This window comes from Streptococcus mitis (genome assembly GCF_002096835.1).
In the GTDB taxonomy this organism is placed as follows: domain Bacteria; phylum Bacillota; class Bacilli; order Lactobacillales; family Streptococcaceae; genus Streptococcus; species Streptococcus mitis_W.
Genome location: NZ_NCVG01000023.1, coordinates 345474 through 359524, shown reverse-complemented (window position 1 = coordinate 359524; position 14051 = coordinate 345474). Strand labels below are relative to the sequence as shown.

Annotated in this window: 12 protein-coding genes; 10 read left to right on the top strand and 2 right to left on the bottom strand. The window is 40.8% G+C overall.

All coding sequences use genetic code 11. From position 1 onward, the window contains the following. Window positions 1-6: 6 nt before the first annotated feature. Window positions 7-1068, bottom strand: a complete 1062-nt coding sequence (locus B7699_RS08545) for a replication initiation factor domain-containing protein (RefSeq protein WP_228113003.1) — start codon at window positions 1066-1068, stop codon at window positions 7-9. After that, complete coding sequence (locus B7699_RS08540; protein WP_142358337.1) at window positions 1055-1477, bottom strand: hypothetical protein; 423 nt, start codon at window positions 1475-1477, stop codon at window positions 1055-1057. Before B7699_RS08540 ends, B7699_RS08545 begins: the two co-directional genes overlap by 14 nt. 618 nt (window positions 1478-2095) lie before the next feature. On the opposite strand from B7699_RS08540, the gene B7699_RS08535 reads away from it, so the two are divergent. The 10 genes from B7699_RS08535 (at window position 2096) to B7699_RS08485 (ending at window position 13952) form a co-directional block, all read left to right on the top strand. Then, complete coding sequence (locus B7699_RS08535) at window positions 2096-2506, top strand: helix-turn-helix domain-containing protein (protein WP_228113002.1); 411 nt, start codon at window positions 2096-2098, stop codon at window positions 2504-2506. Window positions 2507-2593: 87 nt separating this feature from the next. After that, entirely contained in the window at window positions 2594-3592 is a 999-nt protein-coding gene (ruvB, locus tag B7699_RS08530; RefSeq protein ID WP_023935601.1) for a Holliday junction branch migration DNA helicase RuvB, read from the top strand. Next, a complete protein-coding gene (locus B7699_RS08525; RefSeq protein ID WP_084927959.1) occupies window positions 3573-4145 on the top strand; it encodes a nucleotidyltransferase family protein in 573 nt (190 codons plus the stop codon). The genes ruvB and B7699_RS08525 overlap by 20 nt, the downstream gene beginning before the upstream one ends. 443 nt (window positions 4146-4588) lie before the next feature. Continuing rightward, entirely contained in the window at window positions 4589-5347 is a 759-nt protein-coding gene (locus B7699_RS08515) for an isoprenyl transferase (RefSeq protein ID WP_084862783.1), read from the top strand. Between the two features lie 8 nt (window positions 5348-5355). Beyond that, the gene (locus tag B7699_RS08510) at window positions 5356-6159 is read left to right on the top strand and encodes a phosphatidate cytidylyltransferase (RefSeq protein ID WP_084927958.1); all 804 of its coding nucleotides are present in this window, start codon (window positions 5356-5358) and stop codon (window positions 6157-6159) included. Window positions 6160-6180: 21 nt separating this feature from the next. Continuing rightward, window positions 6181-7440, top strand: a complete 1260-nt coding sequence (rseP, locus tag B7699_RS08505; protein WP_084927957.1) for an RIP metalloprotease RseP — start codon at window positions 6181-6183, stop codon at window positions 7438-7440. Between the two features lie 12 nt (window positions 7441-7452). Then, the gene (locus tag B7699_RS08500) at window positions 7453-9306 is read left to right on the top strand and encodes a proline--tRNA ligase (RefSeq protein WP_084927956.1); all 1854 of its coding nucleotides are present in this window, start codon (window positions 7453-7455) and stop codon (window positions 9304-9306) included. A 98-nt stretch (window positions 9307-9404) separates the two neighbouring features. Next, window positions 9405-10784: a 6-phospho-beta-glucosidase gene (bglA, locus tag B7699_RS08495; RefSeq protein ID WP_084927955.1), complete on the top strand. Its 1380-nt coding sequence runs from the start codon at window positions 9405-9407 to the stop codon at window positions 10782-10784. 191 nt (window positions 10785-10975) lie between these two features. Beyond that, window positions 10976-12784, top strand: coding sequence for a glutamine--fructose-6-phosphate transaminase (isomerizing) (glmS, locus tag B7699_RS08490; RefSeq protein ID WP_084927954.1), 1809 nt, complete (start codon window positions 10976-10978; stop codon window positions 12782-12784). A gap of 118 nt (window positions 12785-12902) precedes the next feature. Beyond that, a complete protein-coding gene (locus tag B7699_RS08485) occupies window positions 12903-13952 on the top strand; it encodes an LLM class flavin-dependent oxidoreductase (RefSeq protein WP_084927953.1) in 1050 nt (349 codons plus the stop codon). Window positions 13953-14051 lie beyond the last annotated feature (99 nt).

Below are 14051 nucleotides of genomic sequence, written 5' to 3'. Positions count from 1 at the left end.
TCATTTTTATTTCCCCCAGGAAAAACTATTATTTTGCTCTACGGAAAATTCTTTGACTTCTGTATGGTCTTTATCATTCATCTTTTCAAGGCCAAGAGCTAACAAATAATTTATATACGCATTTGCAGATTCTACCCCTTGAGAACTCTCATAAGCCTTATAAACCTTGGTAAGTGTTCGAGCAACTTGAGTTTCTAAAAATTCTTTTGACTTAAGCAAAGTGGTTTCTTCTCTAACTGTCTTCAATTTTGTACGTTCCTTTGTTTGAATATATTCATTCCACCATGAAACAGTTTCCCTTCTAGATTTTTTTGTATCTATTGAGTATTTGTCTGATAAAACAAAACGATAGTGACTTGCTAATACAGAGAAAAACAAATCTTTCAATGGTTTCTTCATAGCCATATTTTGAGCAAATAATACAGCCTTGTCACCGAACAATCTTAACTCTGAACGAATCCACGAAGTAATTCCAATATCGCTTGCTTTCTCTCCTTGTTCCATTAACTTATTATATACACCCCACTGTTGCGAGTTACTTCCTTTTTTCCCAATATTTATAGTTTCTCCAACGATTTCTCCATCTTCAAGTCTGCCAGTTTCATGATACTCATATTTTTTTGAATAGCTAATGCATAGACCTTGTTTGCAATATTCGTATATTTTCTGAACTGATAAACTTCCATCATAAATATCATTCGCTACATCTAGCCTTGTAAAATGAGCACAATCATTTAAATACCTACTTACTAAAGCACTCCAGTTATTAACCGAACCGTCCATAAATTGTTCATATTGCCTACATCCATGCCCTCTCATCTCGGTAAATATTCCCATTCCATAATTCATTGAATTATCATCATTAAGAGAAAAATATACCTTAATATCTGCATAGGCAAAATGATGATTATATCGGTTTGTACCGTACAACTCAAGAACGAAATCATTAAAATTTAATTTTAATAGTTCTTCAATTACATATTTACAAGATTTCATATAGTCGACATCATCAACTGGTTTGACTGTATTAGCAAACCAGTCAATAGTGACCGTATTACTCCTCTTCAAATTCTCTCACCTCTAATTTAATACCATCAAAGCATTGTCTTGAACCATTCCATTTTGGTTTAATAGCATAATCTGTCAGAGTGATATAACGAGTTAGACCTTTTTCTTTAAACATTTTAACTTTTTCTAAATCTCCTGAAATCTCAAAGGCAAAATCCTTCAATTCTTCAATCTCGGAAAACATACCTTTTTCTTCTAAGAATTGAGCCAATTCTCCATCTTTAGAATAAGCCGTGTAACGTTCAATTTTATCAGTTTTTGTACTTTCTCCGTTAATTTCAACATATTCATATTTTTCTCTAGCTCTGGAGAAATCAACTCTTAACACTTCCGGTATCTCAAATTGCTCCTTGTCAAATTCAAATTCACCTTTAATAAATTGTGTTGCAGTTATTTTAAATTTTTCCATTTTTATATTTCCTTTTCTATACATTTGATAAAATTTCACAATCTTTTTTTGCTTGCTGAAATATCCTTGTCTTTCGGCAAAAGACATCAAACAGGCTCTATTCCCTTGTGGCTCTAAGCGCCAACGCGATTTCGTTCAATAAAATGCACTCCGCGCCTACTCTCCCAAGGGTTTGAAGGTTCTTCAATGTCTTTTAGACCTACCTATTAGAGATTGTAGGTCTATTTTCAACTAAAAGTTTGTGAAATATACTGTGTTACTGATAGTTACTAATACACACTAAAATCCGTAGTCAGAATATAAGCAAAAGTGCGGTCGGTGCGGTGCATGGTGCTAGCCAACGGCTTCACCCCCTGCTTTGCACCTACACTTTTGCTTAAATTATCAATGGACTGCTATCAGCTACTAGTAACTAGAGACTAAAATTACTGAAATACAGGTCTTTGAGGATTTTTTCTTCAAAGACTTTTTTATACAATCATAGACAGTTACCCCCAATTCTTGCCAAACATGGTATAGTTTGATATAATTTGAATATACCTATTAGGTATGGTTTAATTATATACTCGCTAGGTATATTTGTCAACTGGAAACTTAAAACTTTTTGAGGTAAATTATATGGCATTAAATAATACTGCATTAAAAGAGTTGCGTAAAGAAAAAAAACTAACTCAAACCGAACTAGCATCTAAATTAGATATAAGTCAGAAATCATATAGCAATTGGGAAAGTGGCAAGGCAGAACCTACTTTAGACAATATTATAAAATTAGCTAACATACTAGATACAACCACTGATTTTTTACTTGGAAGAACTAATATAGACTTTGGAAATGATAGTAAAGTATATGAAGAGTATAAAGAATTATTTTCTCAAAATAAAAAAGAGGAAATAAAAGAAAGATATGACCATTCTTTTGAATTTTTCATAAAGGCAGTTGCGAAACAGTTAAATATATCAGTAGAAGAATCCTTGGAAAAGATAATTTCAGATATTGGCAACAAAACGGAAACCAACGATACAAAATAACTCTATTTTTAGTAATTTAGGACTTATTCAAACAAATAGAAAATCTCTAGTAAAATAGAACGAATGATTTTCTGATATAATAGAGCCATGAGTAGAATTTTGGATAATGAGATAATGGGGGATGAGGAGTTAGTAGAACGCACGCTCCGTCCTCAGTACTTACGTGAATATATTGGACAGGATAAGGTCAAGGACCAGCTCCAAATCTTTATCGAAGCTGCCAAAATGCGGGATGAAGCGCTGGATCATGTCCTCTTATTTGGACCTCCAGGCTTGGGAAAAACGACCATGGCTTTTGTTATTGCCAACGAATTGGGTGTCAATCTCAAGCAGACGTCTGGGCCTGTCATTGAAAAAGCTGGTGATTTGGTAGCGATTTTGAATGACTTAGAGCCTGGGGATGTCCTTTTTATTGATGAGATTCATCGTTTGCCCATGTCGGTGGAAGAGGTGCTTTATAGTGCCATGGAAGACTTCTACATTGACATCATGATTGGGGCTGGTGAAGGCAGTCGCAGTGTTCATTTGGAGTTGCCACCTTTTACCTTGATTGGTGCGACGACTCGGGCTGGTATGCTCTCAAATCCACTACGGGCACGTTTTGGGATTACGGGGCATATGGAGTATTATGCTCATGCTGACTTGACAGAAATTGTCGAGCGGACGGCAGATATTTTTGAGATGGAAATCACCCATGAGGCAGCATCCGAGTTGGCCTTGCGTAGTCGTGGAACTCCCCGTATTGCCAATCGTCTCCTCAAGCGCGTGCGCGATTTTGCCCAGATTATGGGGAATGGGGTGATCGATGATCTTATTACGGATAAGGCTTTGACCATGCTGGATGTTGACCATGAAGGTTTGGACTATGTGGACCAGAAAATCCTTCGGACCATGATTGAGATGTACAGTGGAGGACCTGTTGGTCTAGGAACTCTTTCTGTGAATATCGCCGAAGAGCGTGAGACAGTTGAAGATATGTATGAGCCTTACTTGATTCAAAAAGGTTTTATCATGCGGACACGTTCTGGACGGGTGGCGACTGCTAAGGCATATGAGCATTTAGGTTATGAATACAGTGAAAAATGAGCAAGAAATCCTAAAAGCTTTCAGAGAAAATTCGGATGTGATGACCATTCTGACTATCATCCGAGACCTTGATTTAAAAGACTCGTGGTTGGCAGCAGGTTCTGTCAGAAATTTCATCTGGAATCTTTTGTCATATAAATCACCTTTTGACCGTGAAACGGATGTGGATGTCATTTTCTTTGATCCAGATTTTTCTTATGAGGAAACCTTGTCCCTAGAGAAAAAGCTGAGAGAGGACTTTCCTCAGTACCAATGGGAATTGAAAAATCAGGTCTATATGCACCAGCATAGCCCTCATACTGCTCCTTATAGCAGCTCTTGTGATGCTATGAGTAGGTATCCAGAACGATGTACGGCTGTTGGACTGCGCTTGAATGAAGAATCCGATTTTGAACTCTATGCACCTTATGGTTTGGAGGATATTTTGAATTTTCAAGTTCGTCCAACTCCTCATTTTTTAGAGAATCAAGACAGAATGGAACTTTATCGAACACGTCTATCCAAGAAAAATTGGCAGGAGAAATGGAAAAATTTGATTTTTAAAAATACTTAAGGAAACTTTAAGCTAGGAAGTGTATACTAAGTCCATAAGTTAAGAAGACCTTAACTTAAACTCCTAAAACTTTTTCATAATAATCTCCCTATAAAAAATAGAGTCGCCCAATCAGGCGGCTTATTTTTTTGAAAAATGGGCTTGGTGCCTGAGAATAATACTCAATGAAAATCAAAGAGCAAACTAGGAAGCTAGCCGCAGGTTGCTCAAAACACTGTTTTGATTTTTGAAAAATGGGCTTGGTGCCTGAGAATAATACTCAATGAAAATCAAAGACCAAACTAGGAAGCTAGCCGCAGGTTGCTCAAAACACTGTTTTGAGGTTGCAGATAGAGCTGACGTGGTTTGAAGAGATTTTCGAAGAGTATAAATAGCTTAGTGATAGAAGAAAATAGGGAAATATGGTATAATGAAACGATAGATTTTTGAATAGGAATAAGATCATGTTTGGATTTTTTAAGAAAGATAAGGCTGTGGAAGTAGAGGTTCCGACACAGGTTCCTGCTCATATCGGCATCATCATGGATGGGAATGGTCGTTGGGCTAAGAAACGTATGCAACCGCGAGTATTCGGACATAAGGCGGGCATGGAAGCATTGCAAACTGTGACCAAGGCAGCCAACAAACTAGGCGTCAAGGTGATTACAGTCTATGCTTTTTCTACAGAAAACTGGACCCGTCCAGATCAGGAAGTCAAGTTTATCATGAACTTGCCAGTAGAGTTTTATGATAATTATGTCCCGGAATTGCATGCGAATAATGTTAAGATTCAAATGATTGGGGAAACGGACCGCCTGCCTAAGCAAACTTTTGAAGCTCTGACCAAGGCTGAGGAATTAACTAAGAACAACACAGGATTAATTCTTAATTTTGCCCTCAACTATGGTGGACGTGCTGAGATTACACAGGCTCTTAAGTTGATTTCTCAGGATGTTTTAGATGCCAAAATCAACCCAGGTGACATCACAGAGGAATTGATTGGCAACTATCTCTTCACTCAGCATTTGCCTAAGGACTTACGAGACCCGGACTTGATTATCCGTACTAGTGGAGAATTGCGTTTGAGCAATTTCCTTCCATGGCAGGGAGCCTATAGTGAGCTCTATTTTACGGATACCTTGTGGCCTGATTTTGACGAGATGGCCTTGCAGGAAGCTATTCTTGCCTACAATCGTCGTCATCGCCGATTTGGAGGAGTTTAGGAGGAAATATGACACAGGATTTACAGAAAAGAACCTTGTTTGCAGGGATTGCCCTGGCTATTTTCCTACCAATTTTAATGATTGGGGGACTCTTGCTTCAGATAGCAATTGGAATCATAGCCATGCTAGCCATGCATGAACTTTTGAAGATGAGAGGTCTAGAGACCATGACTATAGAGGGTCTCTTAACCCTCTTTGCAACCTTTGCCTTGACCATTCCCTTGGAGAATTACCTGACTTTTTTGCCAGTTGATGGGAATGTGGTTGCCTATAGTGTGTTGATTTCAATCATGTTAGGAACGACTGTGTTTAGCAAGTCGTATACGATTGAGGATGCGGTTTTCCCTCTTGCTATGAGTTTCTATGTGGGCTTTGGTTTTAATGCTCTATTAGATGCTAGAATTGCAGGTTTAGATAAGGCACTATTAGCCTTATGTATTGTTTGGGCAACAGACAGTGGTGCCTATCTTGTTGGGATGAACTATGGTAAACGAAAATTAGCTCCGACAGTTTCTCCAAATAAAACCTTTGAGGGTGCCTTGGGTGGTATTTTAGGTGCTATTTTAGTAACCATCATCTTTATGATGTTTGACAGTACAGTTGCTCTTCCGTATGGAATTTACAAGATGTCAGTCTTTGCTATTTTCTTTAGCATTGCTGGACAATTCGGTGATTTACTAGAAAGTTCGATCAAGCGTCACTTTGGTGTCAAGGATTCTGGGAAATTTATTCCTGGACATGGTGGTGTTTTGGATCGCTTCGATAGTATGTTGCTTGTATTTCCAATTATGCACTTATTTGGACTCTTTTAATCAAAAGACGGAGGAAATACTATGCTCGGAATTTTAACCTTTATTCTGGTTTTTGGGATTATTGTAGTGGTGCACGAGTTCGGGCACTTCTACTTTGCAAAGAAATCAGGAATTCTAGTGCGTGAATTTGCCATTGGCATGGGACCCAAGATCTTTGCTCATATTGGCAAGGATGGGACGGCCTATACCATTCGAATCTTGCCTCTGGGTGGCTATGTTCGCATGGCCGGTTGGGGTGATGATACAACTGAAATCAAGACAGGAACTCCTGTCAGTTTGACGCTTACTGATGATGGTAAGGTTAAACGCATCAATCTTTCAGGTAAAAAATTAGATCAAACAGCTCTCCCTATGCAGGTGACACAGTTTGATTTTGAAGACAAGCTCTTTATCAAAGGATTGGTTCTGGAAGAAGAAAAAACATTTGCAGTGGATCACGATGCAACGGTTGTGGAAGCAGATGGTACTGAGGTTCGGATTGCACCTTTAGATGTTCAATATCAAAATGCGACTATCTGGGGGAAACTGATTACCAACTTTGCAGGTCCTATGAACAACTTTATCTTAGGTGTCGTTGTTTTCTGGATTTTAATCTTCATGCAGGGTGGTGTCAGAGATGTCGATACCAACCAGTTCCATGTCATGCCTCAAGGGGCCTTGGCTAAAGTGGGAGTGCCAGAAACGGCACAAATTACCAAGATTGGCTCACATGAGATTAACAACTGGGAAAGCTTGATTCAGGCTGTGGAAACAGAAACCAAAGGTAAGACGGCCCCGACCTTGGATGTGACTATTTCTGAAAAGGGGAGTGACAAACAAGTCACTGTTACACCCGAAGAAAGTCAAGGTCGTTACCTTCTAGGTGTTCAACCAGGAATTAAGTCAGATTTTGTATCTATGTTTGTAGGTGGTTTTACAACTGCTGCTGACTCGGCCCTACGAATTCTCTCAGCTCTGAAAAATCTGATTTTCCAACCGGATTTGAACAAGCTAGGTGGACCTGTTGCCATCTTTAAGGCAAGTAGTGATGCTGCTAAAAATGGAATTGAGAATGTCTTGTACTTCTTGGCAATGATTTCCATCAATATTGGGATTTTTAATCTTATTCCGATTCCAGCCCTGGATGGTGGTAAGATTGTGCTCAATATCCTAGAAGCTATCCGCCGCAAACCATTGAAACAAGAAATTGAAACCTATGTCACCTTGGCCGGAGTGGTCATCATGGTTGTCTTGATGATTGCTGTGACTTGGAATGACATCATGCGACTCTTTTTTAGATAATCGAGGAATATTATGAAACAAAGTAAAATGCCTATCCCAACGCTTCGCGAAATGCCAAGCGATGCTCAAGTTATCAGCCATGCTCTTATGTTGCGAGCTGGTTATGTTCGTCAAGTCTCAGCAGGTGTTTATTCTTACCTACCACTTGCTAATCGTGTGATTGAAAAAGCTAAAAATATCATGCGCCAAGAATTTGATAAGATTGGTGCCGTTGAGATGTTGGCTCCTGCCCTCCTCAGTGCAGAATTGTGGCGCGAATCAGGTCGTTACGAAACTTATGGTGAAGACCTTTACAAACTAAAAAATCGTGAAAAATCAGACTTTATCCTAGGTCCAACTCACGAAGAAACCTTTACAGCTATTGTCCGTGATTCTGTTAAGTCTTACAAGCAATTGCCACTCAACCTTTACCAAATCCAACCTAAGTATCGTGATGAAAAACGCCCACGTAATGGACTTCTTCGTACACGTGAGTTCATCATGAAGGATGCTTATAGCTTCCACGCTAACTATGATAGCTTGGACAGTGTTTATGATGAGTACAAGGCTGCTTATGAGCGTATTTTCACTCGTAGTGGTTTAGATTTCAAGGCAATTATTGGTGACGGTGGAGCTATGGGTGGTAAGGACAGCCAAGAATTTATGGCCATTACACCTGCTCGTACAGACCTTGACCGCTGGGTTGTCTTGGACAAGTCCGTTGCCTCATTTGATGAAATTCCTGAAGAAGTGCAAGAAGAAATCAAGGCAGAATTGCTCAAATGGATGGTCTCTGGTGAAGATACCATTGCTTACTCAAGTGAGTCTAGCTATGCAGCTAACTTGGAAATGGCAACAAACGAGTACAAACCAAGCAATCGTGTTGTCGCTGAAGAAGAAGTGACTCGTGTGGCAACTCCAGATGTTAAGTCAATCGATGAAGTTGCAGCCTTCCTCAATGTTCCAGAAGAACAAACGATCAAAACCCTCTTCTACATGGCAGATGGTGAGCTTGTTGCGGCCCTTCTAGTTGGAAATGACCAACTCAACGAAGTTAAGTTGAAAAACCATTTGGGAGCAGATTTCTTTGACGTTGCTAGCGAAGAAGAAGTGGAGAATCTTGTTCAAGCAGGGTTCGGTTCACTTGGACCAGTTGGTTTGCCAGAGAATATTAAAATTATTGCAGATCGTAAGGTGCAAGATGTTCGCAATGCAGTTGTTGGTGCTAACGAAGATGGCTACCACTTGACTGGTGTGAACCCAGGTCGTGATTTTACTGCAGAATATGTGGATATCCGTGAAGTTCGTGAGGGGGAAATTTCTCCAGACGGACAAGGTGTTCTTAACTTTGCGCGTGGTATCGAAATTGGTCACATCTTCAAACTCGGTACTCGTTATTCAGCAAGTATGGGAGCAGATGTTTTGGATGAAAATGGCCGTGCTGTGCCAATTATCATGGGATGTTACGGTATCGGTGTCAGCCGTCTCCTTTCAGCCGTTATGGAGCAACACGCTCGCCTCTTTGTTAACAAAACGCCAAAAGGTGAATACCGTTACGCTTGGGGAATCAACTTCCCTAAAGAACTGGCGCCATTTGATGTTCACTTGATTACTGTCAATGTCAAGGATGAAGAAGCGCAAGCCTTGACAGAAAAACTTGAAGCAAGCTTGCTGGGAGCTGGTTACGAAGTCTTGACAGATGACCGTAACGAACGTGTCGGAGTCAAATTCAGCGATAGCGATTTGATTGGGTTGCCAATCCGCATCACTGTTGGGAAGAAAGCAGCCGATGGCATCGTAGAAGTGAAGATTAAAGCGACTGGTGATACCATCGAAGTTCATGCAGATAACTTACTTGAAACGCTTGAAATCCTCAGTAAGAAATAAAAACTATAATCAGAAGAAAAACAAGGAAAAAATGTAACTAGTTTTTACCTTGTTTTTTCTGTATAATGGGAAAAATGAGTAGATAAAGAGGTAAATGTATGCTAAGATTTCCAAAGGATTTTGTCTGGGGATCCTCTACTTCTGGACCACAGACAGAAGGACGTGTAGCTGGTGACGGTAAAGGAGATAATCTCTGGGATTATTGGTACCAAGTGGAGCCAAATCGCTACTATAATGGAATTGGTCCAGATAAGACATCGACCTTTTATGAAAACTGGGAACAGGATATTGAGCTACTGTTAGAAACTGGTCACACGGCCTTTCGGACTTCTATTCAATGGTCACGGATTTTTCCACAAGGGCGTGGGGAGGTCAATCCTCAGGGTGTAGACTTTTACCGTAAGGTTTTTGAAGCTATTAAGGCTAAAGGGATTCGTCTTTTAGTCAATCTCTATCATTTTGATCTTCCTTTTGCCCTTCAAGAAGATGGTGACGGTTGGGAAAATAAGGCGACTGTCTCAGCCTATGAAGACTATGCTCGTTTTTGTTTTGAGACTTATGGAGATTTAGTAGATCAGTGGATTACCTTTAACGAACCAATCGTTCCTGTAGAATTTGGCTATTTTTATGATGCTCATTATCCACATAAGGTGGATGCAGAGGCAGCCGTTAAAGTAGCCTATCATACACAATTGGCTAGCAGTCGGGCAGTCAAGGCATGTCATGAACTCTTGCCTAATTCCAAGATCGGGATTGTCCTCAACTTGACACCGGCTTATCCACGTAGCCAGCATCCTGCTGATGTCAAGGCTGCTCGTATTGCGGACCTTTTTCAGGCCCAATCTTTCTTAGATCCGTCTGTTTTGGGGACTTATCCACAGGAATTGGTAGAAATCTTGTATGAACACGGCCTCTTACCTGATACTACGGAGGAAGAGTTGGAACTCATTCGTGATAATACGGTGGACTTCCTCGGTGTCAACTACTATCAACCTTTGCGTATTATGGCGCCTCGATTTGCTAAGAATCCAGAGAGTCCTCTTTTGCCAGAACATTTTTACGAGCCTTATGTTATGCCTGGACGTAAAATCAATCCTCACCGTGGCTGGGAGATTTATGAGCAAGGGATTTATGACATTGCCCAAAATATCAAGAAAAATTATGGCAATATTGAGTGGATGTTGACAGAGAATGGTATGGGTGTTGAGGGGGAAGAAAAATTCCGTCAAGATGGAATGATTCAAGATGATTATCGTATTGACTTTGTAAAAGGTCATCTTCGTGAACTTCACCGTGCCATTGAAGATGGAGCCAATTGTAAGGGCTACTTGATTTGGACCTTTATCGATTGTTGGTCATGGCTCAATAGCTATAAAAATCGCTATGGTTTGGTTGAATTAGACTTGGGAACGCAAGAACGTCGTCTGAAAAAATCAGGGCACTGGTTCAAGGAATTAAGCGACAATAATGGATTTTAAAAAAGACTCTGACTGATTATCCTAATTGGTCAGAGTCTTTTGCTTACAGGAGTGTAATTTGAACTATACCAATTTTTACTCTTGACAAGTGAAAGAAACAAGTATATACTGTTTTTGCTGATTCTATAAAAGAGGAATTAGACTATACCAATTTTAAGGAGAAAGCACAGCTGGTCTGTGTCGTATATACTATGTGTGGAATTGTTGGTGTTGTTGGAAACACAAATGCAACTGATATTTTGATTCAAGGGCTTGAAAAGCTCGAATACCGTGGCTATGATTCTGCGGGAATTTTTGTCCTAGGTGGTGCTGAAAACCACCTAGTAAAGGCTGTAGGCCGTATCGCAGAATTGTCTGCCAAGACAGCTGGTGTTGAGGGAACAACTGGGATTGGACATACTCGTTGGGCGACTCACGGAAAACCAACGGAAGACAATGCTCATCCACATCGCTCTGAGACAGAACGTTTTGTTTTGGTGCACAATGGGGTGATTGAGAACTACCTTGAAATCAAGGAAGAATACCTTGCTGGGCACCACTTCAAGGGGCAAACAGATACGGAAATCGCCGTTCACTTGATTGGAAAATTTGCGGAAGAAGATGGCTTGTCAGTTCTTGAAGCCTTCAAAAAAGCTCTTCACATCATTCGTGGTTCTTATGCCTTTGCCTTGGTTGACTCACAAGATCCTGAAGTCATCTACGTAGCTAAAAATAAATCACCACTTTTGATTGGTCTTGGGGAAGGATATAACATGGTCTGCTCAGATGCTATGGCTATGATTCGTGAGACCAACCAATACATGGAAATTCATGACCAAGAGTTGGTAATCGTCAAGGCTGATAGCGTGGAAGTTCAAGACTATGATGGTAACAGTCGTGAACGTGCTAGCTATACTGCTGAACTTGACTTGTCAGATATCGGTAAGGGAACTTATCCTTACTACATGCTCAAGGAAATCGATGAGCAACCAACGGTTATGCGTAAACTCATCCAAGCCTACACAGATGAGGCTGGTCAAGTTGTCGTAGACCCAGCTATCATCCAGGCTGTTCAAGACGCAGACCGTATCTACATCCTTGCAGCTGGAACATCTTACCACGCAGGATTTGCTTCTAAGAAAATGTTGGAAGAATTGACAGATACACCAGTTGAACTTGGAATCTCATCTGAGTGGGGCTACGGTATGCCACTTCTCAGCAAGAAACCACTCTTCATCTTTATCAGCCAATCTGGTGAAACAGCGGATAGTCGTCAAGTTTTGGTCAAGGCTAATGAAATGGGAATCCCAAGCTTGACAGTGACAAATGTTCCAGGCTCAACTCTTTCTCGTGAAGCTAACCATACCATGCTTCTTCATGCAGGTCCTGAAATTGCCGTGGCGTCAACTAAAGCCTATACAGCGCAAATTGCAGCCCTTGCCTTCCTTGCAAAAGCAGTCGGAGAAGCAAATGGCAATGCCAAAGCGCAAGCATTTGATTTAGTTCATGAGTTGTCAATCGTAGCTCAGTCTATCGAATCAACTCTTTCAGAGAAAGAAACCATTGAAGCTAAGGTTCGTGAGCTTCTTGAAACAACTCGCAACGCCTTTTATATTGGGCGTGGTCAAGATTACTACGTAGCTATGGAAGCAAGCCTTAAACTCAAAGAGATTTCTTACATCCAGTGTGAAGGCTTTGCGGCAGGAGAACTCAAGCACGGAACTATTGCCTTGATTGAAGAAGGAACGCCTGTCTTGGCTCTCTTGTCAGATCCAGTCCTTGCTAACCATACTCGCGGAAATATCCAAGAAGTGGTAGCCCGTGGTGCCAAAGTCCTCACTATCGCAGAAGAAAATGTTGCTAAAGAGACAGATGATATCGTTCTTACGACTGTACACCCTTACCTCTCGCCAATTTCAATGGTCGTACCAACACAATTGGTCGCTTACTTTGCAACACTCCACCGTGGCCTTGATGTGGACAAACCACGTAATCTTGCTAAATCAGTAACGGTAGAATAAGCTAAAAAAGTCTAGTTATCTAGGCTTTTTCTTGTGAGCAAATCGGTTGCTTGTACTCAAGATTAGTGTTAGAATAATTTTTCAAAATGAAGGACCGGAATAGACAAGGAGAATCACTGTGGTAGAATTGGGAATTTCAACATTTGGAGAAACAACGGAGCTTGAAGGGACTGGGCAAACTTACAGTCATGCTGAACGTATTAGCCAGTTGGTGGCAGAGATTGAACTGGCTGACAAGATTGGTTTGGATGTGTATGGGATTGGTGAGCACCATCGAGCGGATTTTGCGGTATCAGCCCCAGAGATTATCTTGGCAGCTGGGGCAGTCAATACCAAGAAAATTCGTTTGACCAGTGCGGTCAGCATTCTCTCAAGTATGGATCCGATTCGTTTGTTCCAACAATATGCCACTATCGATGCTTTGTCAAATGGACGTGCGGAGATTATGGTTGGAAGGGGTTCTTTCACGGAATCTTTTCCCTTGTTTGGATATGATTTGAAAGACTACGAAGCCCTTTTTGATGAGAAATTAGACTTGCTTCAGTTAGTCAATGAAAAGACCAAGCTAGACTGGCAAGGTCGATTGACCCAAACGATCTCTGGCAAAGAAGTTTATCCTCGTCCGGTTCAGGACAAATTGCCCTTGTGGATAGCGACAGGTGGTCGTGTTGAATCAACAGTGAAGATTGCTCAGGCAGGCCTACCGATTGTCTATGCCATTATTGGTGGCAATCCGCGTTATTTTAAAAAGTTGATTCAGGCTTATCGTGAGATTGGGAGCGAAGCAGGTTATGCCAGTCAGGAACTAAAGGTTGGGGCCCATTCTTGGGGTTGGATTGCTGAAGATGGCGAGCAGGCTGTGAAAGATTATTTCCATCCGACCAAGCAAGTGGTGGATGCTATTTCCAAAGACCGTTCGCACTGGCAGGAATTGCGTTATGAGCAATATTTGGAGCAAGTTAGGCCAAATGGTGCCATGTTTGTGGGCAATCCAGATCAGGTGGCAGAAAAATTGATTCGCATGATAGAGGATTTAGGTTTGGACCGCTTCATGCTCCATCTACCGCTTGGTTCTATGCCACATAATCAGGTTCTGAGAGCTATTGAACTTTTCGGAACGCAAGTGGCTCCCAAAGTACGGTCTTATTTTGCCATGAAAGAGGCTTAATAAAAAATACTAATCAAATGTATTATAACTACAAATATTGTACAAAAAATAATCCCCCGAGCATTAATGCTCGGAGGATTTTTCTATAGGAGGGCTAGT